The following is a 24,556-nucleotide window of genomic DNA, read 5'->3' on the forward strand; positions in this document are numbered from 1 at the left end:
AAAAGGGAAGAAGAAGCCGCCGTCGGCGGCTTCTTCTTCACTTAACAATGATTATCATTATTAGATTTGGTGATTTTATTCTTTGGAAGTCCCTTGTCTTTACGGTTTCGGGTTTCCAGATGCTGGATTGTCAAAAATGACCAATCCCTCAACTATGTTTAGCAACTTTTGAATTTTAAATTTATTAAAGGTTTTCGCCCCATATTTATGTTTATAGTAAAATAATTTGAGGAATTTGTGAAGGAAGCAAAGAAGCAAAGATTTATCTTTTTACAGCGATCGCATCCCTAATTTGCCAGGTGTGATCGCATGGATTGACCTCTCCCGCAACCCCTCTTTTAAGCGGAGAGGGGAGCCGGATTTCTCCCCCAACGCTAGTAGGTAAGGGGGTTGGGGGGTTAGGTCTGTGTGCAAAGTGCGAAGGTGCGATCGCATACAATTTCTTTTATCGAGGCCATACTTTAATCGCTATATTAGCTAAATATTCAGCACGACTTTTAATTTTCTCTTCATTCCAAACATCTATCTTTCGGAAATACTGATTCAAAGTCACATTACTAGCCCTTAAAATTTTCAATTTTTCCTCAAAGGACTTGTTAGACAATTCCGAATTATATTGTGTTAGGGTGAGATTACCCAAAGTGTGAAGCAATTCCTTATGCGCCTTGTTATAATCTGCGCCTAACATTTCTTGCCATTCTTTACGTAAAGGGGACTTTTGGGGCATAATATGCTCAAGGCTCATAGGCAGAGTATCAACACGCTCCTTACTCAAAGATTGTTCTATACTTTCTAATAAAAACTTAACACGTTCATTTGCTGCCGAGCTTTTATTATTATATAAAGGTTCATTGATGATATGCTGAGAGAATAAATTGTCATCAGGAAATACTTGAGTTTTCTCAAAGCTGATTAGAACTTGGTGTAATCCATTTACTAAATCTTCAGGATTTTTTTGCTTTACTTGCTTATAAAGATTGTTAAAGGTTGTGCCTAAAGCTCTAGTAGGAATTCCGACAATCCAACGGCGTACAAAATAAGATTCTAAATATCGCAGAATTCTCTCAAAATCTTGAATAGATAAGCGTTGTGATTCATATTCATAATAAATATTCAGCAGAAATATATGACAAGTAGTAAAATCCAATTTTTTTAAACGTTGAAACCAATACTTTAGTTTTGGTTCTTGTTCTTCCTCATCAAAATTAAGACGTAGATAGTAATTAGTAAATTTTATAAGGTTATGTAACTCAGCCTTGATAACTAATTCAGGTTTTTCAAAGCGTTTAGCCGATTCATCAAAACGTTGTTTAATTGATTTGTAAACGGCTTTTTCATTAACTGCCTCTCCATCTTTACGCAGATAAAACCAAAATGCCTTAGTTAGTTCTTCTGCATATTCCTTTTGCTTCATGTTTAACTTAAAACTTTCTTGAAGAGGTAACCATTCGTTGTTGTAAACTTCATCTCTTTCTTCAGAAGGTAACTTCATAAATATATAATTACGAACTAAGTCTGCCTGGGTTAATTCTTCTCCTTTGTTATTTAAGCTTTCAAAAATAAGATATGGTTTATCGTTGTTATCAGAAGTAATATTTACTAATACTAAACGTTCTAAAATAATATTTTTGAATTTGGTAAAGTCTAACAAAACATCCTCATCTACAAAAGGCTTTTTCAACTTGCCATCAAAAAATTTATAAGCTTCATGTATTGCTCCTGATTGTGATTCTTTATTTTTAGCTTTAGGTGTCTTATTGTCGATAATGCTTTTATATGCGTCACAGTCATCCTGAGTAGGCAGCACTTTATAAAAATCATCATTTTTTTGATACTTGTTTATTAAAAAAAATTCATGTATCTGTTCTGCTATTTGTTTGTCAGACTTCTTGAGATAATTTCTTAATGCCGCCAAGAGAATACTAAGGGTTGTAAAACGTTGTTGTCCGTCTATAACAATATATCGACTTATACCGTCAGCAGTTCCCAATTCAGCTTGGGTTACTATAGGCCCAAGAAAATAAAAGCCTTTTTCATCATCATTATAGAGACTTATCAAGTCTTCCCACAGAGTCTCCCAGTTCTCCTTTTTCCAAGAGTATGGTCGCTGAAAAAGAGGTATTTGAAACTGTTTACCACCTTCTAGTAAGTTACGGAGACTTGTTTCTGATGCTTTCATACTTGTTATTTGCTTTATGTATCATATACGATAATAACTAAATTTTTGGATTATCAAAGACTTACGTGTGATTGATTTGCATTAAAAAGCCCGCTAATGCGGGCTTCGTTCGTGTAGCCGCAGGCTAAAGCCTGGGGCGTTTCATGTCAATTATTACCTACCTCGCCGCAGTAGGCATACCCAAAATATCCTCAAACCTCGGCATATCTTCCAACGCAATCACCCGCCCTTCATCCTCAAAACCGACGATTTGATCAAAGTTCAAATACCGATACAAATCATCTGCAAAAGGATGAATTCTCCTCGCTACAATATCCAAATATTCCTGCACTGTCGGAAGCCGTCCTAACAAGGCACAAACTGCGGCTAATTCTGCTGAACCAAGATAGACTCGCGCATCTTTACCCATGCGATTATTAAAGTTGCGGGTAGACGTAGAAAACACTGTTGTGCCATCAGCAACTCGCGCCTGATTACCCATGCACAAACTGCATCCGGGTATTTCTGTTCTAGCACCCGCAGCCCCAAAAATGCTGTATACACCTTCTTCTTTAAGTTGGTGTTCATCCATGCGCGTTGGTGGTGAAATCCATAGACGAGTTTTCACTTCACCTGCACCTTCCAAAACTTTGGCTGTTGCCCGATAATGACCGATATTCGTCATACAAGAACCGACGAATACTTCTTGCACCGGATCATTAGCAACTTCCGATAATAACTTAACATTATCGGGGTCATTGGGAGCAGCTACAATTGGTTCTTTGATTTCATTCAAATCAATTTCAATTATTTCGGCATACTCAGCATCAGCATCGCCTGACAATAACATAGGATTTGCTAACCATTCTTCCATCTTTGCCACACGGCGCAGCATGGTACGCGGATCGTGGTAGCCGCGTGCTATCATATTTTTCAGCAGCGCTACATTGGAACGCAGATATTCCGAAATTGTCTCTACACTCAGCTTAATTGTACATCCTGCACAAGACCGCTCGGCACTAGCATCGGTGAGTTCAAAGGCTTGTTCTACTTTTAAATCTGGCAAACCTTCTATTTCCAAAATTCGCCCGGAGAAAACGTTTTTCTTATTCTGCTTCTCTGCTGTCAGCAAACCTTTTTGAATTGCCACGTAGGGAATGGCATTCACGACATCGCGCAGGGTAATACCTGGTTGCAATTCACCTTTAAATCTTACTAATACTGACTCTGGCATATCTAAAGGCATGACACCCAAAGCCGCTGCAAAGGCCACTAATCCAGAACCTGCGGGGAAGGAAATACCCAAGGGGAAGCGGGTGTGAGAGTCGCCGCCAGTTCCCACGGTGTCGGGTAGCAGCATCCGGTTTAACCAAGAGTGGATGATACCATCACCGGGACGGAGGGCGACACCGCCACGAGAAGCAAAGAAATCGGGGAGTTCGTGATGGGTTTTGATGTCTACTGGTTTAGGATAAGCTGCTGTATGGCAGAAACTTTGGATCACTAAGTCTGCACTGAAACCAAGACAAGCGAGTTCCTTCAATTCGTCGCGGGTCATGGGGCCTGTGGTATCCTGGGAACCAACGGTAGTGATGATCGGTTCGCAGGATGTACCGGGACGCACACCTGGTAATCCGCAAGCTTTACCTACCATTTTTTGTGCTAAGGTGTAGCCTTTCCCTGTATCAAAGGCTTGCTGGGGACGGGTAAAGACAGTGCTGGGTTCTAAACCAAGTGCAAGACGAGTTTTGTAGGTGAGGGTACGTCCGATAAGTAGGGGGATACGTCCACCTGCGCGAACTTCATTGAGGATGGTATCAGGTTTGAGGGCAAAGGTGGAAATGATTTCGCCTGCTTCGTTAGTGATTTCGCCTTTGTAGGGATGGATGGTAATTACCATGCCGGTTTCCAGTTTGGTGACATCGCACTGAATAGGCAAAGCACCGGCATCTTCTGCTGTGTTAAAGAAGATTGGCGCGATCGCACCACCTAAAACATAACCCCCAGCGCGTTTGTTTGGTACAAAAGGTATATCATTTCCCATGTGCCACAATACGGAGTTGATGGCAGATTTACGCGAGGAACCTGTACCAACTACATCCCCCACGTAAGCTACAGGATGCCCTTTTTTCTTCAGTTCGGCAATGGTTTTCAAACTTCCCGGTTGCCGTGACTCTAACATCACTAAGGCGTGTAAGGGAATATCTGGGCGAGTTGTGGCGCTTTGGGCGGGGGATAAATCGTCGGTATTGGTTTCGCCAGGGACTTTAAAAACGGTAACAGTAATCGCTTCTGGTACTGTGGGGCGAAGGGTAAACCATTCAGCTTCCGCCCAGGAGTCAATTACTCGCTTGGCGAAAGGATTTGTTTTAGACAACTCTAAAACATCGTGGAAGGCGTCGTATACCAAGAGGATTTGGCTTAAAGCGTTGGCGGCATAAGCGGCGATGGGTTCCTTTCCTTGTCCGCCCATTACTAAAGGTGTTTCAGATGAGTCTGAGAGGGATACGGTGGACCATTGCAGCAAATCGATTAAAGATTGCACATTATAACCACCTACCATTGTGCCCAGCAATTGCACTGCTTCTATGCGCGAAATCAAGGGACTGGTGATTTCCCTTTTAGCGATCGCGGTGAGAAATCCGGCTTTGACATAAGCTGCTGGATCGACACCAGGAGAAACGCGATCGCTCAATAGATGTAATAATATCTCCTCTTGACCCTTTGGCGGATTTTTCAGTAATTCACATAATTCTGAGGTTTGCTTCGCATCCAATGGTAAAGGGGGAATACCGAGTGCTGCTCTTTCGGCAACGTGTTTACGATATGATTCCAGCATTTTTATGTTCTCCATTGGGCTGTTCTACCTTTAATTATGAAATATTTTTAGGCAACACTTGGCTATAAAAGTTTAGCTTATTTTTATCATGAAAACCTTACTGGTAATCAGTTATTTGCCGTTATTTTTATACCGAAAGTTTAGTTTTTGTCAAGCGAATATTTTTACACTTTGATAAAAAACGAGCAATACTAAACAGGGTTGCTGTAGAATCCGAGTTGCTTAGAAATTAATCCAAACTTGCAGTGATTAATTGAGTAGGTACAGAACCCCATCCCCAACCCCATAAGAAGAAGCAAGGAGCTTGCTCTGATGTAACTTATTTGATTAGGAAAAGATATAGTTATTTATCTTTATTGTTGATTTAACCAAGTTTCTAAATCAGTGACGCTAGAAAAGTCTAATAATGCTTCTCCTAAATTCTCTAATTGTTCAATCGATAAACTTTGAACTCGCTCGATTAATGATGCATCAATTTCACTAATACGGCGATTGAGTTGGCGTATAACTAGACGTTGTTCTCCTAACTGTATAGCTTGTTCTCTGTCTCTTTGATAAAGTGGTTCTAATCGCATAATTAACTCCCTATCATCTGCTTCTAATTCTTGGTTGACTCTCAAGTTTTCGCGCAAGTTGTAAACTAATTCGAGAATTGCTTTCTGGTATGGATGATCTAATGGTAACGCTTGCAACTCAATAATCGCTTGTGACTGCACAGTTCCCCTTCCTAAAAGCCTCAACCATAAAGTCTCTGGTATTTGTGGTAGTTGGTGTATCGCTACAATTGCTGTCCGCAAGGCATCTGGCAGAAAATGCACTCCTGATAACCAATCTGCTTTTTGCATAGTTCCAAAGCTAGACAATCTAGTTTCAGATATAGTTGGAGTAAGAACCCACAATTTGGGAATTTCGGAGTCCTGAAGTTTGATTTTATTGGCTTTAGATTCTCGTCGCAGGAAAGCCTTAACTTCTAATAATTTGAGAATACAGTCGCATATTTCATCGTTAGAAGCTGGATTACGAAAGGGTTCTATTATTGCCGGATATTCAGCAACTCTTCCTAACAAACCCAGTATTTGTATATTATAGCTTTGCTGTTTAGCAGGAGTGAATAAAACATCTATTTCTTTAATCTCTCCTGCAACTTTTTCTGATGCCTTGACTTCTCCGTAATCTTTTAGTAATTCTTCAAGATAATCTTTGGCGAATTTATCATGTATAAACCTGGTCATTCAATTTTAAGATTTCGGAAGTTCTGGGTTAATGCAAAGTCTTATTATATAGCAGTCCTGAATCATTGGTGATGAAATAGATCCCCGACTTTTTTGAAAAATCGGGGATCTGGACACCTTGAATTTTCACAGATACCATTTTAAAAAAGTTAAAAGCAGATTTTATAAGCCTTTTGACTTTTGCCTAGCGGTACTATTTTGTACTTATTTAGATAAACAGCCAGGAACACCAAGATTATTAGCTGCTCAGTTATTCAGATCGGGGACATCAATTGGTGCAAATATTGAAGAGTCTCAGTCTGCTGAAAGTGATAGAGATTTTATCAGCAAGCAATCAATAGCACTCAAAGAAGCAAAAGAAACAAAATACTGGTTGAAGCTGTTAATTAAATCAGAAATAATGACTGAGGCACAAGTAAAAAGCCTTGTAGATGAGTGTGAACAATTAATTAAAATTATTGCCAAATCAATAGTTACAACTAAAGGAAAGCTAGAAAAATAAACTTTTGACTTTTGAATTTTGATTTTTGACTTCCCCAACGGGGTCGCCTTGGGACAAGCAAAAAGTAACTGAAGATACTGAGGTGCAGGAGGTAGCAGAAAAATTTATTCAGGCGAACTGTTATAACCCCGCATTCTCAGGTATCGGAATTCTGAAATGTTGATTTTACCGTGCATCTGGGGTAGGTAATAAATCTTTATAAATATCGGGAAAATAGATGTTACAGTTTACAAGTCTCGATGCGAGAGAAGAGTACCCTCCAACACCCCAAATCCCCCCCAAAAACAACACTGCAATCCAAATACATATCGTGACCACCGTATGTATCGATCCAGTCCATCCTTCCACTTTTATATTCGCCCAAAACCGGGAGGTGTCCATAAGGGGACGTAGTATCAAAATTGACGTTTGAGTAACTTATCCAGTCGGAAGAAATCCAATTAATTTTCACTCTCCATCCTACGCGATCGCCAAACTTCTCCCAGACTTTTGAGTAATACTTGCCGTCAGCTTTACCGCCAACGCTCAAGTAAATATCCTTCTGGACGCTGAAGCCAAAGTGTCCATTGCTGTATTCTACCCATAAGCGGTCAATTGTGCGTAAGTCAGTGCAAGGAAAATTTAAGAGTTCGTCTGAGGTGAAGTAGTCGCCATCTTTTTTACCTACAGCCTGAATCATCACCAGATAGGTTTCTTGGTCGGCTTGCTTCCAGTTTTTTGCTGCTAGTAAGTCGCGTAGTCTGGTGTAGTCTATGCCTTTTTCTGAGGATAGGTCATTTGTTTTAGCTGGTGGCTGTTCAGGGGGTCTTGTCGGTGGTATAGGTTGAATTATTGGGGATGTCTCCGGGATTTGAATTACTGGTTGCGTTTGTACTTCTACACTTCGACCTCTAATACCACGTATTAAATCTTCTAATGCTTCTTCATCATTTGAGTTCTTGAATTTTATCCAAGCCCATTGACTCAAATAAAATAAATCCTCTGGAATATCATTAATACCAAGTAAGACGGGAATCACGCGGAAACCTTGTGCTTTCTTTTTTTTCAGAAAAAATTGAATTATTGCACCAAGTTCAAGATACTCCTGAAAAGTACCTAATCCATTTTGACTAATAAAAAAAGCACCTACTCTAGACTGCGAAATCCCTTGGAAGACAACATTCTGAATATTATCTCCCGCAAAAATTTGCTCCTTATCTAACCACGGCTTGAGATTGTGAAGCTTGAGTTTTTCAGCAATTGCTCTAACTTCTGGTTTGTCCAAACTATTGTGAGCCAGAAACACATCAAATATAGGCTGTTGCATTTATCACTCTCCCACCCCAGCAATTTTTGCCAACGCTTTGGCGTAATCTTCCAACCCACCTCGCAAAACTTCCAACTCACTTCGTAACTTGGGTTCAAGAGACCAACTCTGCTCATGTTCTTTAGGACTCACCCCCACAGGTCGTCTAGCTTCCCACGCTTGCAATAACGGATGCCATTTAGCCAAAAACGGTCTTAACCCATTATTCAACACAGCGATCGCAATTCCCCCCACTGAATCACGAGAAGCCCCCACATCTGGCCCGGCGGCTTTGAGAACTTCGCGGGTAGTGCCAAATAAACTATAAAGAGAGTTCATGGCTTCTCGTACCAAACCCTGGTCAACTTCTAATGGTTGCACAGCAATGCGCGTTACCAATTCCACATAAAGCGACCAAGCCGCCTTCTTTTGTGTGGTGTCAACTTTCCACGACATCGAACCAATGCCAAAAGGCAGACTTACAGATACAGTCTCCAAAGAAACGCGATCGCGCATATTCATAGTAAGCAAATTTAACTAATTTATTTAGGTTTATTATAGTAAAATTGCTCATCATAGCTGCAAAATCAGCCTTCAATCATATTGTCGCAGCAACGGGCGCGATCGCAACCTGGATTGATCAATGATAATGCGATCGGGCATTTGGGAAAATTTCAACATGGAAATTCAACCAAAAGAAATCAGGAATTATTTAAGATTTGATGGTATAGATATTTTTTCTGAGTGGTTTGACTCTCTGCGGGATAGAAAAGTAAAGGCTAAAATCAGAGCAAGACTTGACCGAGTAGAGGATGATAATTTAGGTGATTGTAAATCAGTTGGTGATGGTGTTTTTGAACTGAGAATAGACTCTGTTCTGGCTACCGCATATACTTTGGGCAGGAAGGGTCAATAAATATTATTCTTTTGTGTGGTGGCGATAAAAGCACTCAAGATCAAGATATTGCTAAAGCCAAGGAATATTGGAAAGACTATAGGAGTAGAGATGATGCGTAGAAGTACAAGCTATCATGAAAAACTGATTCAAGACTTAAAAAATCCACTAGAAGCAGCAGTTTATATTGAAGTTGTTCTAGAAGAAGGCAATCCGAAAATGTTGAGTAAGGCACTGAAAAATGTCATAGAAGCGCATGGTGGAGTTGATCAGCTTTCTGCACAAGTCAAGGAACTATACAATAAACTTGACCAAATGCTATTAGAGAAAGGCGAAATTGAGTTTTACAGTCTAAATTCTTTGTTGGATACTTTAGGGTTACACTTAGCAGTAACAGTAAAGCCGTAAGCTTAATGTTGTAACCTTAATCACCAAAGTTTGTTGGTGAGTCCAATCATCGCTACATAATGCGCGTCACCAATTCCACATAAAGCGACCAAGCCGCCTTCTTTTGTGTGGTGTCAACTTTCCACGACATGGAACCAATGCCAAAAGGCAGACTTGCAGATACAGTCTCTAAAGAAACGCGATCGCGCATATATATTTATAGTAAATTTAACTAATAATTATAATTATAGTAATTAATGTTACTAGTTTAAAACATCCTCTCAGAATTAGTGACTATAATCTCAGTATTTAACCTAAACTTTTATGCTAGTATCTAGATATTTTTAACTAATTCAGATAAAATAATAAATTTGTTCGTTGCATCACCTTCCTTTGTATATGCCCAAAAGTTACACCGTAGAGATTCATCATCAAGGCGAAATTCACACCTTGCAAGTTCCTGAAGATGAAACTATCTTATCAGTTGCCGATGCTGCTGGTTTGGATTTGCCGAGTTCTTGTAATGCAGGTGTTTGCACAACTTGCGCCGGTCAAATAAGTCAGGGAACTGTGGATCAAACGGATGGCATGGGCGTTAGTCCAGATTTGCAAAAGCAAGGTTACGTATTGCTTTGTATTGCCAAACCTCTTTCTGATTTGAAAGTTCAGACGGAAAAAGAAGATGTAGTTTATCAGTTACAATTTGGCAAAGACCAATAATCAGTAAATAGTTATCAGTATTTGGGTTGATTATTGATAACTGTTCACTTAACATTACCAAATCTGATAAATAACATAAATATTTCAGAGCAACTGATATCAGGTATTCTAGAAACTACAAATCAACAGGATTTACCAAGATGACGACTCATTTTATTACCGCAGAAATTGATTTACAAGAAACTCCCGCAGAATTACTAAAAGTAATTGAAACAGAGTTGAATAAACAAGGGGAACCCCTCCGTTGGGCAGTTACCTCTGTGGACGTTGACAAACAAAAAGCTATAGTTGAAGCTGTGGTGACAAAGAGTGCCCAGTCTTGAGTAGTGAGTGCTGAGTTAGAAGTTGATAATTGAGAGTAGGCAAAGACTATTTCATTTTCATCTAGCCCGCCTCAGAATGAATTCTGAGTCTAAAGACGACTGAGAAAAGGTTATAGTCCCTTAAAGCTGACTTTAGTTATGAGGCGCAAAACTTTAGTTCTGGGCAGTTCATGTCTAGAACTAAATAGCCCTGGAGAGTGAGAAGTAATTATAATTTTTACTCATAACTCACAACGGGGCACTGATAACTATAAGATGAATCGTCCATACACAGCTATCTTAATTGTACCAACTGGCGTTGGAGCTGCCATTGGGGGTTATGCCGGAGATGCTTTACCTGTTGCCAAAGTTATAGCACAGGTTTGCGATCGCCTAATTACTCACCCCAATGTCCTTAATGGTGCAAGTTTGTATTGGAATCTCCCAAATGCTTTCTATGTTGAAGGTTACGGGCTTGACAAATTTGCTTCTGGATGCTGGGGTTTGCGTCCAGTCCGCACCAACAAAGTAGGTTTGCTTTTAGACCAAGCCATTGAGCCAGAGTTGCGACTACGACATATACAAGCAGCAGATGCAGCTAGAGCAACTTTGGGATTGACATTAACAGATTATGTAATTACTGATGCACCATTGAAAGTAGAATTACGGAGTACAGCATCGGGAGCTAGTTGGGGAACAATTGGCAACCCGGATAGCTTATTACGGGCGGCTGAGATATTAATTAAGAAAGCGGGAGCAGAAGCGATCGCAGTTGTTGCCCGTTTCCCCGATAATATAAATGAGGAAGCAGTGCAGAAATACCGCCACGGTGAAGGCGTCGATCCTTTAGCGGGTGCAGAAGCTGTAATTAGCCATTTGCTAGTGCGAACCTTTCAAATTCCTTGCGCCCATTCTCCTGCCCTTTTGAGCGAACCTCCACAACCTGATTTATCTCCCCGTTCCGCCGCTGAAGAATTGGGCTATACCTTTTTGCCGTGTGTGCTTGTAGGATTAAGTCATGCTCCACAATTTATAATTGAGAAAAGACTGATCCCATCAGAGCAAGAAGATATTTGGGCAGATCAAGTCGATGCTGCGATCGTACCTGCAACTGCTTGTGGTGGTAGTGCCTTACTGAGTTTAAGCCAAAGACGATGCCAAATAATTACAGTTGAAGAAAATAAAACCCTTATCAAAGTTCCTCCCCAACCCTTGGGGATCAAATCCATACAGGTAAACTCATATTTAGAAGCAGTGGGTGTATTAGCAGCACACAAAGCAGGCATCAATCCCTCTGCTCTCCGTCCCAATTTATTACCTTTGCAGCCAGTAGTTAAAAGACGCGATTAATCGCGTCTCTACAGGTTAAAAATTATAAGTTATTTCTCCCCCTGCCCCACTCTCCCCTTAAAAACCCGTGGTTGAACAACACAAACAAGAGCCAGAAATTCCATACCTGACGCGCATCCAAATACTTGGGGCGATGGGAGCGACTGCAATCATTTTGTTGATAGTCGCCAAAGTTTCGTTGCACTTGGGCAACTTTTCCTTATTTTCTTGGCACTTTAACCAAAGAAAGCTGCTGTTGGGTGTAGGGTTAGGGTTTGTCATCACTGCGTTAAGTGGCTTAACTTATCGCCTTTGGACTCCCTATCGTAAAAGTGCAGATTATTACCTAGAAGTGGTACTGAAACCCTTAGCCTTACCAGATTTAATTTGGCTGGGGTTGTTACCGGGGTTGAGTGAAGAATTATTATTTAGAGGTGTAATGCTGCCAGCTTTAGGCTCTGATCTTACAGGTGTAATTTTATCTAGTCTTTGCTTTGGTATCTTGCATCTCAGCGGTTCCCAACAATGGCCTTATGTGATTTGGGCAACAATTGTCGGGATGATATTGGCATATAGCGCCCTGCTCACGGGCAACTTATTAGTGCCGATTGTTGCTCACATTATTACCAATTGGATTTCTAGCTATTTTTGGAAAATGTCGCAATTGTCGGCAATTAAAAAATAAATTTTGAGCTTGTAGGAATTAGTGCGACGCCGATAGCGAACGCAAGATCCCCGTAGGGGAACGGCATGGTTCGACTACTTCGGCTCCTTTACCTTGGCAACTCTTGGAGACGCTCTTGCGTTCGCTCGGCACAAGTCGGCTTCGCTCAAGACTAGCGGCAGAGCCGCAATTGAAGAGCATTTCCAGCCAGAGGCTGGACGCTACTAAGCTTATCTCCTGTCAAGCGCTTAAAGGCTTATTTTCGCATTATTCCTTGCCTTTCTTACGGGGGAGGCTAACTGTGAGAAGTCTGTATAACTTCTGTATAACTTCTGTATAACTTCTGTATAACTATTGTATAACTATTGTTTAAAAAGAAAGATTGTTTCACTGTCTTGCAAAAAACCGCAACACCTGATGAGAAAATAAGACATTAAAACAAAGCGATCACCATTTTATTGTTAACAAGCCCGTTAATCAGACCAGATTTTTTGAGGTCAAAGCCAACAAAAGTATTATGGAGCATGACGTAAAAAGTTAGTGCCTCAAAATACTCCTGAAAGCCAGTCCTTATTTAAGAAATTTTATGTAGAATTTGGTGGTGAAGTTATTTACTTGATTCTGAATTGCAGGAATCTAGGTTTCATTTATGAGTCAGTCTTTTTCTCAAACCCAAGCAAGACAAAATCGTCAACAAAAGCTGTGGCAACAAAAATGGAGTTTAAAGACTAAAGCAATAGTTTGGGCACTAAGCATCAGTGTCCTTCCTGTGGTTGCAATTGGAACAGCTACTTACTACTATGGCATTAATTTAATTACCAAACAAATTCCGCAAGTAAAACAAGAAAGTCTGAAAAGTTCAACACAAACTGAACTTGCTCTACAGGGACAACTGTCACTCTTGTTAACTGCTATGGGGGGAACAGCAATTTTGGCAGGTGCGATCGCAACTTTTATGGCTAATCGAGCTATTAGTCGAGTTAGCAAAGCTGCTATAACTTCTAATATTATCAAAAATAAGCTACGTCCAGACAGTGACTTTACTAAAACTTTCATCGCTAGCGAAGATGAATTAGTGATGTTAGAGAGAAACATCAACTTATTCACAGAGCTGCTTTCAGTTTTGGGACAGCAGAAAGAAGCCGAAGCTGATTACTCCCAGCTATTGATGAAAATTACCCGTTGGGTTCGAGAATCATTCAATGAAGAGGATGTTCTAAAAACTACATCAGAGGAAATTCGTAAAGCTTTAAGCATTGATCGCGTGACCATCTTTTGCTTTAACTCCAACACTAATGGAACCTTTATGGCTGAATCAGTAGCAGCTGGTTTACCGAAAATGTTAGGGGTTACAATCTCTAACCCTTGGTTCGAGGCAGGGTATATAGAAAAATACCATAATGGTCGCATCCGTGCTATTGATGATATCTATCAAGCCGATCTCAATGATGGTGATATTGAGTTGCTGGAGCAATTTGGTGTCAAATCTAATTTAGTAGCACCTATTCTCAAAGGCAAGCAGCTATACGGTTTATTGATTGCACATCAGTGTTCTAGACTTCGCTATTGGCAGCAGTCTGAGATTGATTTATTCGCTCAGATAGGTATGCAAGTGGGATTTGCCCTTGACTACGCCAAGCTTTTAGAACAGGTAGATACGAAGGCAGATAGAGCTGAGGTATTTATCGAAATTACCCGCAGCATTCGCCAATCGCTCCACGAAGAAGATGTACTCAAAAGCACTGTAGATGAGGTTCGCAAAGCACTGAGTACTGACCGAGTACTGGTTTATAGTTTTGATGCTAATTGGGTTGGAACTGTGATTGCCGAATCAGTGGTTCCAGGTTATCCCAAAGTTTTGCGAGCTGAAATCCAAGACCCATGTTTTGCTCAGGACTATGTAGAAAAGTATCAGTCTGGTCGTGTTCAAGCTACGAACAACATTTATGAAACCGATTTAACTGATTGTCACATTAACCAACTCGAATCCTTTGCTGTCAAAGCAAATTTGGTCGCCCCCATTCTCAAAGATGAACAGCTATTTGGCTTATTAATTGCACATCAATGCTCTAGACCCCGTGATTGGCAAAAGCCTGAGATTGATTTATTTGCCCAGATAGCAATGCAAGTGGGATTTGCTCTCGACCATGCCAGGCTCCTGCAACGAGTCGAAGCTGAAGGTGTGCAAAGTCAGTTACTGGCGGATACTATCGGCAGCATTCGCCAATCGCTCAACGAAGAGGATGTTCTCAAAACCACTGTAGAAGAGGTTCGGAAAGTACTGAGTACTGACCGAGTATTGGTTTATAGTTTTGATGCTAATTGGTCTGGAACTGTGATTGCCGAATCAGTTGTTCTCACTTACCCAAAAGTTTTGCGAGCTGAAATCAAAGACCCATGTTTTGCTGATGGTTATGTAGAAGAGTATCGGTCTGGTCGCGTTCTGGCGATAAACAACATTTATGAAGTCGGTTTGGCTGATTGTCACATTAACCTACTCGAATCCTTTGCAGTCAAAGCAAATTTAGTAGCCCCCATTCTCAAGGACGAACAGCTATTTGGCTTATTAATTGCACATCAGTGTTCCAAACCCCGTGATTGGCAACAACCTGAGATTGATTTATTTGCCCAGATAGCTATACAAGTGGGATTTGCTCTCGACCATGCAAGACTCCTGCAACGAATCGAAGCTGAAAGGATGCGAAGTCAGTTACTAGTGGATATTACTCGCAGCATTCGCCAATCGCTCAACGAAGAGGATGTAATCAAAACCACCGTAGAAGAGGTTCGCAAAGCACTTAGTACTGACCGAGTACTGGTTTATAGCTTTTACGCTAATTGGTTGGGAATTATAATTGCCGAATCAGTGGTTTCAGGTTATCCCAAAGTTTTGCGGGCTAAAATCCACGACTCCTGTTTTACTCAAGGCTATGTAGAAAAGTATCAGTCTGGTCGCGTTGTCGCAATCAACAACATTTATGAGTCTGATTTGGCTGATTGTCACATTAGCCTGCTCGAATCTTTTGGTGTGAAAGCAAATTTAGTAGCACCCATTATCAAAGATGAGCAGGTATTTGGCTTGTTAATTGCACATCAGTGTTCTGGTCCCCGTGATTGGCAACAGCCTGAGATTGATTTATTTACCCAGATAGCCATGCAAGTAGGATTTACTCTCGATCATGCTAGGCTCTTACAAGCGTATGAAGCTGCTGAAGCTAATGGTTAATAGCTTTGTGAGAGAGTAGCAAAAGTACCGCCGTTATTAGCGAAAATTCGTAGAATGTGCGTAAGTCCTACTCAAGTTTCTGCAATTTTGAATTTTGAATTTTGAATTTTTTATGTCTTCTTCTGAAAAACTGCGGCAGTTACTTACACGTCCTGAAATTATCATCATCCCAGGTGTTTACGATTGTCTGGGAGCCAAGCTAGTTGAACAGACAGGTTTTGAAGTAGTGGTTACAAGTGGCTTTGGGATTGCCGCTTCCACACTGGGTTTACCAGACTACGGTTTTGTAACTGCTACCGAAATGCTCTATAGTGTGGGACGAATTGCTCAGTCGGTAAATATTCCCCTAATTGCAGATTTAGATACTGGTTATGGCAACGCTTTAAATGTTGTCCGTACGATTAAGGATGCTGTACAGTTGGGGGTGGCTGGTGTACTACTAGAAGACCAAGAATGGCCGAAAAAATGTGGACACTTTGAGGGCAAACGAGTTATTTCCCAGGCGGAACAGGTTGGTAAAATCAGGGCAGCTGTGGAGGCGCGGTGTAATAGCGGTTTGGTGATCATTGCTCGCACTGATGTCCGTGCGCCACTAGGTTTAGAGTCAGCGATCGCTCGTGGTCGGGCTTACATTGCCGCTGGTGCAGATATACTATTTGTAGAGGCTCCCCAGTCTATTGAAGAATTAAAAGCGATCGCCGTAGCTTTCCCGGATGTGCCACTAGTAGCTAATATCGTTGAAGGTGGTAAAACTCCCGAAGTTTCTCCAGCAAAGTTACAACAGTTGGGCTTCAAAATTGTGTTTTTCCCTCTGACTGCCCTCCTAGCTGTCACAAAGGTAATGACTGCTTGTTTTCTTCATTTAAAAGAACAAGGAAGCACTACTGAATTACCTAATTTGGTTAGCTTTCAAGATTTTCAAAAACTCGTCGGCGTTCCTCAATATCTGCAAATAGAACAGAAGTTTAAATCATGACTGTTCTTCCTCGTCATACCCAAATGCAACAAAGTATTAGCTGTTCATTTATGACTTTTTATATTATCGTTAAAAACATCTTACCCCACCCTAACCCTCCCCTTAGAAAGGGGAGGGAAACAGATTTCCGATCTCTCCCCAATACATCGGGGGGATTAAGGGGGATAATACGACTTGTGTATACACGGTAGCCCCGAAGAGCGGGGAGGGGTTGGGGGCATTCGTGAGAGGTTAAGCTCGAATAGCATTTCTCAATAAGCAATAGTACTGAAATCGGGGTTGGAAACACAATTTTTGAGCAGGCGAGCGCTTAATCTTGATACGCATGATTCATTCTTGCCGCATCAGTTCAGTACAAGAGTTAACTTCATACCTGTCTTTATCCTAAATTTTCAGCATAATTTCTAATTGACAAAAGTAAAATTATCTTAAACTATCACCGATAGGTTGGGGGTGGGGTTCTTTTCTTATCGCCAACAACATCATGTATTTTTACGCTAGGCTTAGTGTAACTTTTGACGAAGAAGCTGCCAGAGCGATCGCCAGTGGCAAAATCCGATGTTCCTGAATTTGAATCCTAGCGTGGAGTGTTTCTGCTGTATCATTCGGCAGTACTGGTACTGCGGCTTGGATCAATATTGGGCCACTGTCCATTTCTAAACAAGTTATATGCGCTGTACAACCAGTGATTTTTACTCCAGATGCCAAGGCTTGTTCTACAGCATGAATTCCTTTGAAACTAGGTAACAAACTAGGATGGATATTAATAATCCTCTCAGGAAAGGCATCAATGAAAACTGACGTTAACAATCGCATCCAACCTGCCAAAATCACCCATTCCACATCGTAGTGCCGCAATGTCTGCACAATTTTCTCATCAAACTCGTCTCTGCTTTGATAGTTGCGGTGATTTAATAAAACAGCTTCTACACCTCTATAGGCTGCTCTTACAGCTGCTTTCGCCGAGGGATTATTGTAAATTAAAACTTGAATTTGGGCATTTAGCTGCCCATCTTGGATAGCTTGGGCAACTACATCAAAATTGCTGCCATTCCCAGAAGCCATAATTCCCAGTTTTAAAGGGGCGACTTGTTGGCAATCGCTAATGCTGGGAGAAACCAAGCTCAGGGTAGAATCAGGGCACAGGGTCATAACAGCTAAGAGGAAAAATTATAGATGTCAAAAATATATACTAAGTCGTGGTTGAATAACGATACAGTAGCTGCCTGGATTTTTCTCACATAAATAGATAGAATTTCATCCTTGTTGCGTGCGATGTCTACGACTGGCTACGCCTACGCACAGCAGAACATGGATATACGCATTGGTAAAAAGACTTGGTTTGAGTATCAAAGGAACGTTAGCCGTTATCAAAAAGATAAAAAAAGACGGCAAAATTAGCATTGAGAGCTTAGATAGTCTTTACCAAAAGATTATTGAAATTGAGTTTAAGGTTAAACGGTCGAATGGCACTAAGAAAAGCTATTCGCTATGCTCCATAATCATTACAGGCATTTATGCCATTAAGCAGTCAAGGAGTAGCTGCGATCACTATTTTTTGTAGGTGCTGTGAAATGGAGGCAGTGACTGTGCGGGTTGCCCAAAAATTTAGGAGGAATTAGATATGGATAGTGAAAACGAAATTAATAAAGCTATTCAACGGCTTAAGCAAGTAAAGTGGTTTAACGATTCATATGATTACAATCAAGAAACTTGTAAGCTTCTGGTGCGTGAATGGCTGCGTCGGATGGCTCTCTGGGGTAAAGCTTTAAATGCGGATCAGAAATGGCCATTTATCAGCATAGTTGATGAAATATTTGGCGAGCAGGAAATTTCCGAACCAGTTATTATCGAAATATTTGGTGAGCAGGAAATTTCCGAATCCGTTCTTGCAGAAATTACTGTGTTTCTGCAAGAACGTGTGAACATTTACACTACTATTGCATCTCTTTGGTATGTACGTTGGTCAGGTGTTAAAAACCAAAGAGAGGTTACTCAGTTTAATCTCCCCGATCCCTACGAACCGCTAATCGTCTTCTTCGAGCTTGGAGGTTGGTTGCGAAAAGAGCAGAAATTTTTAGACGGCGTAATGATTGATATTGACAATTGGAAAGAATATGATTTGTTAGAACCATTCTACCCTTGAACAATTAATCACAAAACTTATTTTAAGTAAAGACTCCAAGTAAAGATAATTATGAACCAAGAGCTTACCCAAGCGATCGCCTCAGAAGTTCAGCTATTCCACAGCATACAGATACCTCGAAGTCATGTTGAGGTACTTGAAAGTCGTGTTGAGGTACTTGAAAGTCGTGTTGAGGTACTTGAAAGTCATGTTGAGGTACTTGAAAGTCATGTTGAGGTACTTGAAAGTCGTGTTGAGGTACTTGAAAGTCGTGTTGAGGTACTTGAAAGTCGTGTTGAGGTACTTAAAAGCCGTGTTGAGGTACTTAAAAGCCGTGTTGAGGTACTTAAAAGTCGTGTTGGAGTACTTCAAACTTTGTCGCACTGCAATCAAGTACAGAGGTGCGACACATTTTTATTTTTTAGGCAAAACCTACGCAGTATTGCATCAAAATTGCTGCCATTCCCAGAAGCCATAATTACCGAGGCGACTTGTCGGCATACATCGCTAATACTGGGAGAAACCAAGCTAAGGGTAGAATTAGGGCAAAAGCTCATAACAGCTAATTATAGATGCAAAAAAAATATACTAAGTCGTGGTTGGATAATGATACAATAGCTGCTTGGATTTTTCTCACACCAGCACTAATTTTGTTGGGCGTTTTTATCATTTGGCCGATCGCCTATTTGTTTTACCTTAGTTTCACCGCTGGTAGTTTCACCTTAAAAGGTATTTATTGGATAGGCTTAAAAAACTATTGGCGCTTGCTACTTAACCCCGACTTCTGGCAAGTTCTGGGTAACACCTTTTATTTTACTGTTGCCACCATCATTCCCAGTTTAGTTATCTCCTTGGGATTGGCAGTACTATTAAACCGCTCCATTCCCTTGCGGGGCATCCTGCGAAGTGCCTATTTTCTACCTTCAATTATCTCACTTGTGGCAGCAGGTTTGGGATTTCGCTGGCTGTTTCAAACATCAGGGCCAGTTAACGGACTTTTAAATTTTTTCGGCATTTCAGCCATACCCTGGCTAGGAGACACATTTTGGGCTATGCCGATACTTATTTTAATGAGTATTTGGAAACAATTAGGTTTCAACATGGTGGTTTTTTTAGCAGGGTTGCAAGCAATTCCTCCCAGTCGTTATGAAGCAGCAGATTTGGATGGAGCAAATGCTTGGCAACAATTTTGGTATATTACTCTGCCCGGATTGCGCCCAACTGTGATATTTGCAATCATCACTACCGCGATTTTTACATTGCGGAGTTTTGAGCAAGTTTATGTGATGACTAGCGGTGGCCCACTGAATTCGACTAATTTGCTAGTTTACTACATTTACCAAGAGGCTTTTGGTCAGTTTGATTTTGGTTATGCAGCAGCTGCTGCGACGGTATTACTAGCAGTGACGTTGGTACTAGTCTATTTGCAACTACAAACTTGGGGTGAGGAGTAGAGGTTATCAACCTAATTCATAATTAAAAAGGATTTGTAACCAGTGCTACTGCAAGTATTTAGAGTTCTAGTTGGGGTTTTGGCGTAGGCGCTCAGTCGAACAGTTTAAATCCCCTCACATAAGATAGTTAGGAATTTTTACTTCTTATATAGGCTGCGATATTCCCAAGGATTAACAAATTTAGTATCACTCCAAACGCCAAGGCGTTGCTGCTTCGCTTCAACTTCAGCTTGTTGAACTAAGTTTTTACTAGGACACTTGTTTAAATAGGGACGATACACTTTTGCCAACCCTTCTTGCAACAATACCTGTTGTACAAAAGTGCCATTTTTTAACCGGACTTCGGCAATTTTGCGTCCATAGCGATCGCTATCGGTGATATTCAATGTCACGCGATCGCCTCCTTGCTGTACCAGTTGTTGTACTCGTTGTTGGGCTTTTACACCCCAAGTAAATTGATTGCGATCGCTAATGCGTTTACTCTGCTTTTCTTTGTTAGTATGAGCTATTTCTGGCGCATCTAGACAAGCAAAGCGCACGGTAAAATTTTTGCCATCAGCATCTTTCACTACTATAGTATCGCCATCACTCACCCGATCAACCGCATCTCCAGAAGTACTGACAAAGCGATCGCAGCCGATCAAACCCAAAATCATGATAGTTGCACAAAGCCAAAATCGCACTGGTTTAGTTAATTTCTCCATTCAAACTCACCTGCATTACCTCTGTGGGATGATATTAGCAAAATGCAAAGATATATTTGTTAACTCTAGGCAATTTAAAATCCCAAATGGTAAGACCCTCTGGTGGCAACCGAATAGAAAATGCGGATTAGTATAAGAATTGTAACCTTCCAATTGTCAGCGGGAATTCCTGATGAACTTCTTGACTCACATTCTGCATCTAGCTGGTTCAGGTGTCTTTGCCTATTACTCTGCTGCTCAAATTCGTGATTTGAAAACCCGCCCCAACATCCTTGCGGGGTTTCAGTTGGCGGAATCTGGCTCTGTGCCGTTTTTAACTGCACTTGGCGATCGCGCAGCTGCTGAAGGCGATACATGGCTAGCGGAAAAACTAGCAAAACATGCATCAGATGAAACTAGGCATGGTAAAACTTTTGCCCACGCCTTACAACAGTTGGATAAACAAGTTATAGATTTCAAGCGTCAACCCCAAACTCCATCTAGAAAAAAATCACAACAGCGTAGTCCCTTTTTTGCAGCTTTCTTTGAGGGCTACCCTCAAGAACAGCTTAAACCTGCTGTGATTGATTGGAATGTGTTTATGGCTAGCACATACATTCTGGAGTTAGATGCTAGCAAAGACTTTAAGCGAATGGCGAAAGTATTACCTGATCACGAGCCAACCGCTCGGAACTTAAAGTTAGGAATGCTAAATATTGCCGAAGATGAAACTGGACATGCTGCTTATCTCTACGAAGCGATGATGCGACGGATGTCTGCAACCGAAGTGCAAAAACTCGTAGATATGTGGCGAACCCGCAAGGTAAACGCCATCTTGGCAATGGTTGGTGGTATCCTCCAGCGCGATGGCGAAACGCGATCGCTAGTCCAAGATAGTGCGCCATCGGAAATCGATTCTGAGTTGGTAGCTACGTAATTATAGGTATCTTGAGTACCTAATAATTAACTACCCCTGACTCAATCTTTCGTTAGCCAGGGGTTTCTATATTCCTTAACATAACCTGAGATTTTTGAAGCTTCTTAGCTCCAAGTTGCTGCATACTAGTAGTTTTTTGGCGTATTTTGCTGGTCAGGCTCTAGTCACCATCATGAACGAGTTTGGCATGGATTTGGAGGTAATGACTATCTCGCGTGGTGAGTTCTTTGGCGAGAAGTATTCTTAAAGAAATTAAGAAAAATCAGCAAACATTAGTTACGGAAAACCTAAAACAAGCAATAATCAGATAACTAGCGGTACTACCCAGTAAACCTGAGTTAGGTTCTTCCTACAAAAAAATTATGAAAGCTGAAGCAGAAAACCATCGCAGGCTAACTTGTGAAGTAGAAACTACCCTAAAGGTGATTGGCGGACGCTGGAAAGTTTTGATTATTAGAGAATTAATGACTGGCGTCAAACGGTTTGGTGAGTTGCAACGGGCTTTACCTGGAGTTACGCAAAAGATGCTGACCCAGCAACTCAGAGAAATGGAGGAAGACGGCATTATTCATCGAGAAGTTTATCCTCAAATTCCGCCTAAGGTGGAATATTCACTGACGCCTTTAGGAGAAACTTTACAACCAATTCTCTATGCTATGCATGAATGGGCTATTCAACATTCAGTTCAAACAAATCACCATTAATATTGAATTGTTTATTCATCGTTACGTAAATATTCAATCGCTGCCTCTAATTTTGAGGAGTAACTTCCAGCAAACCTTTCAAACCAAAGTCCATCAGACGAAAGTGGATCTACTTTAGCTAACCATTCTTTCGCCTGCACTTGCAAAGCCTCTAATTGTTTGGCTTTGAGTTGTTCTTGTCGAACTCGTTCCTGTTCTAATTCTTGCTGTCTTTTTAACTCAATAGCAGCATCCTGTTGGGCAAAATCAGCCTGAACTTCTGCCAAAAGCCTATCTATGAAAGATGCCGACTTTGGGGACGGTGGGATAAAGGATTTGGCTGTGGCTGATTTTGACTGCTGCTGTTGAGGTTGTACTTGTTTGTATTCAGTTTGCAGTTCAGCTAACAGCTTATCAATGGAATCCATTTTTGTAATTCCTATAAATGTTATAGCTAGTCATTAATGGCATTGAGCAGCACTTCCGACAGACTCAAATCTTCCATATCTTCCATAGTAATTGTGTCACAGATATCAAACTTAGCACCAGCACTTTGGAGTTCATCATCTAAGACTTTGAGAAAGCGGGTAGCTTGGGGATCTGTGCCGACTTGAATGAAGGAAATTGCTAATTCTTCATCTCGATCGATACGGCGAGAAGCTTCAATAATTACTTTCATGACTGCTTTGCGATCGTCCGGTTCACCATCAGTAACCACTAAAATTGTTTCACCATTTGGCTTTGTTTGACCGGCTGCTTTCCGTTGTAAGTAATCATCAGTTGCGTGTTTTAACACACCTGCTAAGTCAGTTGTACCAGAGGGATCATTTTCTCTAAAAATTTGCGCTACTATGTTGGATGTCACATTTTCGTATCGTTTAAATTTACCAGAAAATACATAGATAGTAATGCCATCTGGGTCAAATTGCTCACACTTACTAGCTAAAGCTAAAGTAGATTCCTGTGCTGCAACCCATCTACTTCTACCACCCTTTTGATCTTGGGTTGCCATGCTGCCGCTTTTGTCGATAATTAAGGTGTAGTCACGATTTTCTAGCATTATTCAATTCTCCAATTAAGAATCAATCAATTTTATATTTTAGATTAACTGTTAACCTAAAAGTAGGGTCTTGGTAAAGGAATTTGGGATTTAGGATTTTTCCCTAGTTGAAACTAGTTGCTCTGAAACCAGGTTTTGATTTTGAATCCTTCGATCCAAAATTTAAAATCTATAATTGCTTATTGGACTATGGATGAGCAACACATTAGTCAGTGATTGCGTTCGTCAATACATCTACAAGACTCATTTCTTCTAAGTCGTCTAAAGTGACGGTATCGCAAATATCAAATTTAGCGCCGACACTTTGCAACTGGTCATCCAAAGCTTTGAGGAACTTAGTTGCTTGGGCATCTGAACCTACTTGAATGATCGAAATTCCTAATTCTTCATCACGTTCCATCTGGCGAGTAGCATGAATGATGACTTCAAACACAGCTTTGCGATCGTCTGGTTCACCATCGGTAATAACTAAAATTGTCTCTCCGTTTGGCTTGCTTTTACCGGCAGCTTTGCGTTGAAAGTAGTTATTTAGGGCATCCTGAAGTACACCTGCTAAATTTGTCGTCCCAGAAGGGTCATTTTCGAGAAATATCTGTGCGACTTTGGCTGAGGTGACATCATCGTAGCGTTTAAATCTACCGGAAAACAAGTAAACAGTGATACCATCGGGGTCAAACTGTTCGGTCTTTCTTGCTAAAGCCAGAGTAGACTCTTGGGCTATCTCCCATCTACTTCTACCACCCACTTGGTCGGGCGTGGACATACTACCGCTTTTATCAATGATTAATGTGTAGTCGCGATCGCTCATCATAATATTCCGATGATTATTACCCTGTAATTCTAGTCTAACTCCGTTTTTTTACTAGTAAGCAAGGCTTTTAAGCTTTTGTATTAATTCTGCTACTTAAAAAAACCATGCCACAGATGATCAATGTGTTGGCGTAGCCCGCCGCAGGCATCGCTAGTGTGTCTTTGTTCTGCAAAGAATAATCTTCCTAGTCCTCAGCCCAAAATCCACTGAAAACACCAAAAGTTAGACATTGCTTTGCTTGTTACATCCATATTTAGTGTGGGAATAATAAATACTACTCATCTTGAC

25 protein-coding genes and 1 pseudogene are annotated in these 24,556 nt (G+C 40.9%); 14 read left to right on the forward strand and 12 right to left on the reverse strand.

Translation table 11 applies throughout. The features are described from left to right. Window positions 1–270 precede the first annotated feature (270 nt). The 4 genes from V7K21_RS04975 to V7K21_RS04990 form a co-directional block, all read right to left on the reverse strand. Window positions 271–435 carry a hypothetical protein gene (locus tag V7K21_RS04975; RefSeq protein WP_335172094.1) on the reverse strand — a complete coding sequence of 55 codons (165 nt, stop codon included), beginning with the start codon at window positions 433–435 and terminating at the stop codon, window positions 271–273. Window positions 436–445: 10 nt separating this feature from the next. Beyond that, window positions 446–2,179 carry a DUF262 domain-containing protein gene (locus V7K21_RS04980; RefSeq protein WP_335172097.1) on the reverse strand — a complete coding sequence of 578 codons (1,734 nt, stop codon included), beginning with the start codon at window positions 2,177–2,179 and terminating at the stop codon, window positions 446–448. A 157-nt stretch (window positions 2,180–2,336) separates the two neighbouring features. Next, window positions 2,337–4,997: a bifunctional aconitate hydratase 2/2-methylisocitrate dehydratase gene (gene acnB / locus V7K21_RS04985; protein WP_335172158.1), complete on the reverse strand. Its 2,661-nt coding sequence runs from the start codon at window positions 4,995–4,997 to the stop codon at window positions 2,337–2,339. 353 nt (window positions 4,998–5,350) lie between these two features. Next, window positions 5,351–6,229, reverse strand: coding sequence for a DUF4351 domain-containing protein (locus V7K21_RS04990; protein WP_335172099.1), 879 nt, complete (start codon window positions 6,227–6,229; stop codon window positions 5,351–5,353). Window positions 6,230–6,347: 118 nt separating this feature from the next. On the opposite strand from V7K21_RS04990, the gene V7K21_RS04995 reads away from it, so the two are divergent. Further along, complete coding sequence (locus V7K21_RS04995) at window positions 6,348–6,731, forward strand: four helix bundle protein (protein WP_335172101.1); 384 nt, start codon at window positions 6,348–6,350, stop codon at window positions 6,729–6,731. A 220-nt stretch (window positions 6,732–6,951) separates the two neighbouring features. Here V7K21_RS04995 and V7K21_RS05000 read toward each other — a convergent pair whose 3' ends face one another. Then, window positions 6,952–8,037 (reverse strand): GUN4 domain-containing protein, encoded by a 1,086-nt coding sequence (locus V7K21_RS05000; RefSeq protein ID WP_335172103.1) that lies wholly within the window; start codon window positions 8,035–8,037, stop codon window positions 6,952–6,954. Between the two features lie 3 nt (window positions 8,038–8,040). After that, entirely contained in the window at window positions 8,041–8,532 is a 492-nt protein-coding gene (locus V7K21_RS05005; protein WP_335172160.1) for a hypothetical protein, read from the reverse strand. A 163-nt stretch (window positions 8,533–8,695) separates the two neighbouring features. Here V7K21_RS05005 and V7K21_RS05010 point away from each other — a divergent pair. Together V7K21_RS05010 and V7K21_RS05015 are read left to right on the forward strand one after the other, a co-directional pair. Then, window positions 8,696–9,033 (forward strand): annotated as a pseudogene (locus V7K21_RS05010) (type II toxin-antitoxin system RelE/ParE family toxin). Beyond that, window positions 9,026–9,319, forward strand: a complete 294-nt coding sequence (locus V7K21_RS05015) for a helix-turn-helix domain-containing transcriptional regulator (RefSeq protein WP_335172161.1) — start codon at window positions 9,026–9,028, stop codon at window positions 9,317–9,319. Before V7K21_RS05010 ends, V7K21_RS05015 begins: the two are co-directional and overlap by 8 nt. A 52-nt stretch (window positions 9,320–9,371) precedes the next feature. Here V7K21_RS05015 and V7K21_RS05020 read toward each other — a convergent pair whose 3' ends face one another. Then, complete coding sequence (locus tag V7K21_RS05020) at window positions 9,372–9,509, reverse strand: hypothetical protein (RefSeq protein ID WP_335172163.1); 138 nt, start codon at window positions 9,507–9,509, stop codon at window positions 9,372–9,374. Window positions 9,510–9,697: 188 nt separating this feature from the next. On the opposite strand from V7K21_RS05020, the gene V7K21_RS05025 reads away from it, so the two are divergent. The 6 genes from V7K21_RS05025 (at window position 9,698) to V7K21_RS05050 (ending at window position 16,515) form a co-directional block, all read left to right on the forward strand. After that, complete coding sequence (locus V7K21_RS05025; RefSeq protein ID WP_335172105.1) at window positions 9,698–10,018, forward strand: 2Fe-2S iron-sulfur cluster-binding protein; 321 nt, start codon at window positions 9,698–9,700, stop codon at window positions 10,016–10,018. Between the two features lie 140 nt (window positions 10,019–10,158). Further along, a complete protein-coding gene (locus V7K21_RS05030; RefSeq protein ID WP_298920173.1) occupies window positions 10,159–10,341 on the forward strand; it encodes a hypothetical protein in 183 nt (60 codons plus the stop codon). 255 nt (window positions 10,342–10,596) lie between these two features. Next, complete coding sequence (locus tag V7K21_RS05035) at window positions 10,597–11,670, forward strand: DUF3326 domain-containing protein (RefSeq protein ID WP_335172108.1); 1,074 nt, start codon at window positions 10,597–10,599, stop codon at window positions 11,668–11,670. Window positions 11,671–11,737: 67 nt separating this feature from the next. Next, a complete protein-coding gene (locus V7K21_RS05040; RefSeq protein ID WP_335172110.1) occupies window positions 11,738–12,334 on the forward strand; it encodes a CPBP family intramembrane glutamic endopeptidase in 597 nt (198 codons plus the stop codon). A 628-nt stretch (window positions 12,335–12,962) separates the two neighbouring features. After that, window positions 12,963–15,539 carry a GAF domain-containing protein gene (locus V7K21_RS05045; RefSeq protein ID WP_335172112.1) on the forward strand — a complete coding sequence of 859 codons (2,577 nt, stop codon included), beginning with the start codon at window positions 12,963–12,965 and terminating at the stop codon, window positions 15,537–15,539. Between the two features lie 112 nt (window positions 15,540–15,651). Next, window positions 15,652–16,515, forward strand: coding sequence for an isocitrate lyase/PEP mutase family protein (locus tag V7K21_RS05050; RefSeq protein WP_335172114.1), 864 nt, complete (start codon window positions 15,652–15,654; stop codon window positions 16,513–16,515). A 492-nt stretch (window positions 16,516–17,007) separates the two neighbouring features. On the opposite strand, the gene purN is transcribed toward V7K21_RS05050, so the two are convergent. After that, window positions 17,008–17,667: a phosphoribosylglycinamide formyltransferase gene (gene purN, locus V7K21_RS05055; RefSeq protein WP_335172116.1), complete on the reverse strand. Its 660-nt coding sequence runs from the start codon at window positions 17,665–17,667 to the stop codon at window positions 17,008–17,010. A 472-nt stretch (window positions 17,668–18,139) separates the two neighbouring features. Here purN and V7K21_RS05060 point away from each other — a divergent pair, with 472 nt between their 5' ends. Genes V7K21_RS05060 through V7K21_RS05070 form a run of 3 tightly spaced genes read left to right on the forward strand, consistent with a single transcriptional unit; the run spans window position 18,140 to window position 20,094 of the window. After that, window positions 18,140–18,661, forward strand: a complete 522-nt coding sequence (locus V7K21_RS05060) for a hypothetical protein (protein WP_335172118.1) — start codon at window positions 18,140–18,142, stop codon at window positions 18,659–18,661. A 51-nt stretch (window positions 18,662–18,712) separates the two neighbouring features. After that, window positions 18,713–19,258 carry a hypothetical protein gene (locus V7K21_RS05065; protein WP_335172120.1) on the forward strand — a complete coding sequence of 182 codons (546 nt, stop codon included), beginning with the start codon at window positions 18,713–18,715 and terminating at the stop codon, window positions 19,256–19,258. Then, window positions 19,213–20,094 carry a carbohydrate ABC transporter permease gene (locus V7K21_RS05070; protein ID WP_335172122.1) on the forward strand — a complete coding sequence of 294 codons (882 nt, stop codon included), beginning with the start codon at window positions 19,213–19,215 and terminating at the stop codon, window positions 20,092–20,094. Before V7K21_RS05065 ends, V7K21_RS05070 begins: the two co-directional genes overlap by 46 nt. Window positions 20,095–20,231: 137 nt before the next feature. Here V7K21_RS05070 and V7K21_RS05075 read toward each other — a convergent pair whose 3' ends face one another. Continuing rightward, on the reverse strand, window positions 20,232–20,798 hold the full coding sequence (locus V7K21_RS05075) for a thermonuclease family protein (RefSeq protein WP_335172124.1): 567 nt from the start codon (window positions 20,796–20,798) through the stop codon (window positions 20,232–20,234). 172 nt (window positions 20,799–20,970) lie between these two features. Here V7K21_RS05075 and V7K21_RS05080 point away from each other — a divergent pair, with 172 nt between their 5' ends. Beyond that, window positions 20,971–21,714: a ferritin-like domain-containing protein gene (locus tag V7K21_RS05080; protein ID WP_335172126.1), complete on the forward strand. Its 744-nt coding sequence runs from the start codon at window positions 20,971–20,973 to the stop codon at window positions 21,712–21,714. Between the two features lie 362 nt (window positions 21,715–22,076). Continuing rightward, complete coding sequence (locus V7K21_RS05085) at window positions 22,077–22,418, forward strand: winged helix-turn-helix transcriptional regulator (protein WP_335172128.1); 342 nt, start codon at window positions 22,077–22,079, stop codon at window positions 22,416–22,418. A gap of 11 nt (window positions 22,419–22,429) precedes the next feature. On the opposite strand, the gene V7K21_RS05090 is transcribed toward V7K21_RS05085, so the two are convergent. The 3 genes from V7K21_RS05090 to V7K21_RS05100 form a co-directional block, all read right to left on the reverse strand. Further along, complete coding sequence (locus tag V7K21_RS05090) at window positions 22,430–22,825, reverse strand: salt stress protein, Slr1339 family (protein WP_335172130.1); 396 nt, start codon at window positions 22,823–22,825, stop codon at window positions 22,430–22,432. A 26-nt stretch (window positions 22,826–22,851) separates the two neighbouring features. Beyond that, entirely contained in the window at window positions 22,852–23,457 is a 606-nt protein-coding gene (locus V7K21_RS05095) for a vWA domain-containing protein (protein WP_273764637.1), read from the reverse strand. A 205-nt stretch (window positions 23,458–23,662) separates the two neighbouring features. Continuing rightward, window positions 23,663–24,268 (reverse strand): vWA domain-containing protein, encoded by a 606-nt coding sequence (locus V7K21_RS05100; protein ID WP_335172132.1) that lies wholly within the window; start codon window positions 24,266–24,268, stop codon window positions 23,663–23,665. Window positions 24,269–24,556 lie beyond the last annotated feature (288 nt).

Source organism: Nostoc sp. (genome assembly GCF_036919595.1).
In the GTDB taxonomy this organism is placed as follows: domain Bacteria; phylum Cyanobacteriota; class Cyanobacteriia; order Cyanobacteriales; family Nostocaceae; genus Nostoc.

What these genes read in the sequence shown, in the direction of transcription:
- V7K21_RS05000 (WP_335172103.1), bottom strand. Translation starts at nt 8,037, where the DNA reads ATGCAACAGCCTATATTTGATGTGTTTCTGGCTCACAATAGTTTGGAC.
- V7K21_RS04975 (WP_335172094.1), bottom strand. Translation starts at nt 435, where the DNA reads ATGCGATCGCACCTTCGCACTTTGCACACAGACCTAACCCCCCAACCC.
- V7K21_RS05020 (WP_335172163.1), bottom strand. Translation starts at nt 9,509, where the DNA reads ATGCGCGATCGCGTTTCTTTAGAGACTGTATCTGCAAGTCTGCCTTTT.
- acnB (WP_335172158.1), bottom strand. Translation starts at nt 4,997, where the DNA reads ATGCTGGAATCATATCGTAAACACGTTGCCGAAAGAGCAGCACTCGGT.
- V7K21_RS05060 (WP_335172118.1), top strand. Translation starts at nt 18,140, where the DNA reads ATGGATAGTGAAAACGAAATTAATAAAGCTATTCAACGGCTTAAGCAA.
- V7K21_RS05050 (WP_335172114.1), top strand. Translation starts at nt 15,652, where the DNA reads ATGTCTTCTTCTGAAAAACTGCGGCAGTTACTTACACGTCCTGAAATT.
- V7K21_RS05035 (WP_335172108.1), top strand. Translation starts at nt 10,597, where the DNA reads ATGAATCGTCCATACACAGCTATCTTAATTGTACCAACTGGCGTTGGA.
- V7K21_RS05045 (WP_335172112.1), top strand. Translation starts at nt 12,963, where the DNA reads ATGAGTCAGTCTTTTTCTCAAACCCAAGCAAGACAAAATCGTCAACAA.
- V7K21_RS05030 (WP_298920173.1), top strand. Translation starts at nt 10,159, where the DNA reads ATGACGACTCATTTTATTACCGCAGAAATTGATTTACAAGAAACTCCC.
- V7K21_RS05070 (WP_335172122.1), top strand. Translation starts at nt 19,213, where the DNA reads ATGCAAAAAAAATATACTAAGTCGTGGTTGGATAATGATACAATAGCT.
- V7K21_RS04990 (WP_335172099.1), bottom strand. Translation starts at nt 6,229, where the DNA reads ATGACCAGGTTTATACATGATAAATTCGCCAAAGATTATCTTGAAGAA.
- V7K21_RS05005 (WP_335172160.1), bottom strand. Translation starts at nt 8,532, where the DNA reads ATGCGCGATCGCGTTTCTTTGGAGACTGTATCTGTAAGTCTGCCTTTT.
- V7K21_RS05085 (WP_335172128.1), top strand. Translation starts at nt 22,077, where the DNA reads ATGAAAGCTGAAGCAGAAAACCATCGCAGGCTAACTTGTGAAGTAGAA.
- V7K21_RS05080 (WP_335172126.1), top strand. Translation starts at nt 20,971, where the DNA reads ATGAACTTCTTGACTCACATTCTGCATCTAGCTGGTTCAGGTGTCTTT.
- V7K21_RS05100 (WP_335172132.1), bottom strand. Translation starts at nt 24,268, where the DNA reads ATGATGAGCGATCGCGACTACACATTAATCATTGATAAAAGCGGTAGT.
- V7K21_RS05065 (WP_335172120.1), top strand. Translation starts at nt 18,713, where the DNA reads ATGAACCAAGAGCTTACCCAAGCGATCGCCTCAGAAGTTCAGCTATTC.
- V7K21_RS05090 (WP_335172130.1), bottom strand. Translation starts at nt 22,825, where the DNA reads ATGGATTCCATTGATAAGCTGTTAGCTGAACTGCAAACTGAATACAAA.
- V7K21_RS05095 (WP_273764637.1), bottom strand. Translation starts at nt 23,457, where the DNA reads ATGCTAGAAAATCGTGACTACACCTTAATTATCGACAAAAGCGGCAGC.
- V7K21_RS05025 (WP_335172105.1), top strand. Translation starts at nt 9,698, where the DNA reads ATGCCCAAAAGTTACACCGTAGAGATTCATCATCAAGGCGAAATTCAC.
- V7K21_RS05015 (WP_335172161.1), top strand. Translation starts at nt 9,026, where the DNA reads ATGCGTAGAAGTACAAGCTATCATGAAAAACTGATTCAAGACTTAAAA.
- V7K21_RS04980 (WP_335172097.1), bottom strand. Translation starts at nt 2,179, where the DNA reads ATGAAAGCATCAGAAACAAGTCTCCGTAACTTACTAGAAGGTGGTAAA.
- purN (WP_335172116.1), bottom strand. Translation starts at nt 17,667, where the DNA reads ATGACCCTGTGCCCTGATTCTACCCTGAGCTTGGTTTCTCCCAGCATT.
- V7K21_RS05075 (WP_335172124.1), bottom strand. Translation starts at nt 20,798, where the DNA reads ATGGAGAAATTAACTAAACCAGTGCGATTTTGGCTTTGTGCAACTATC.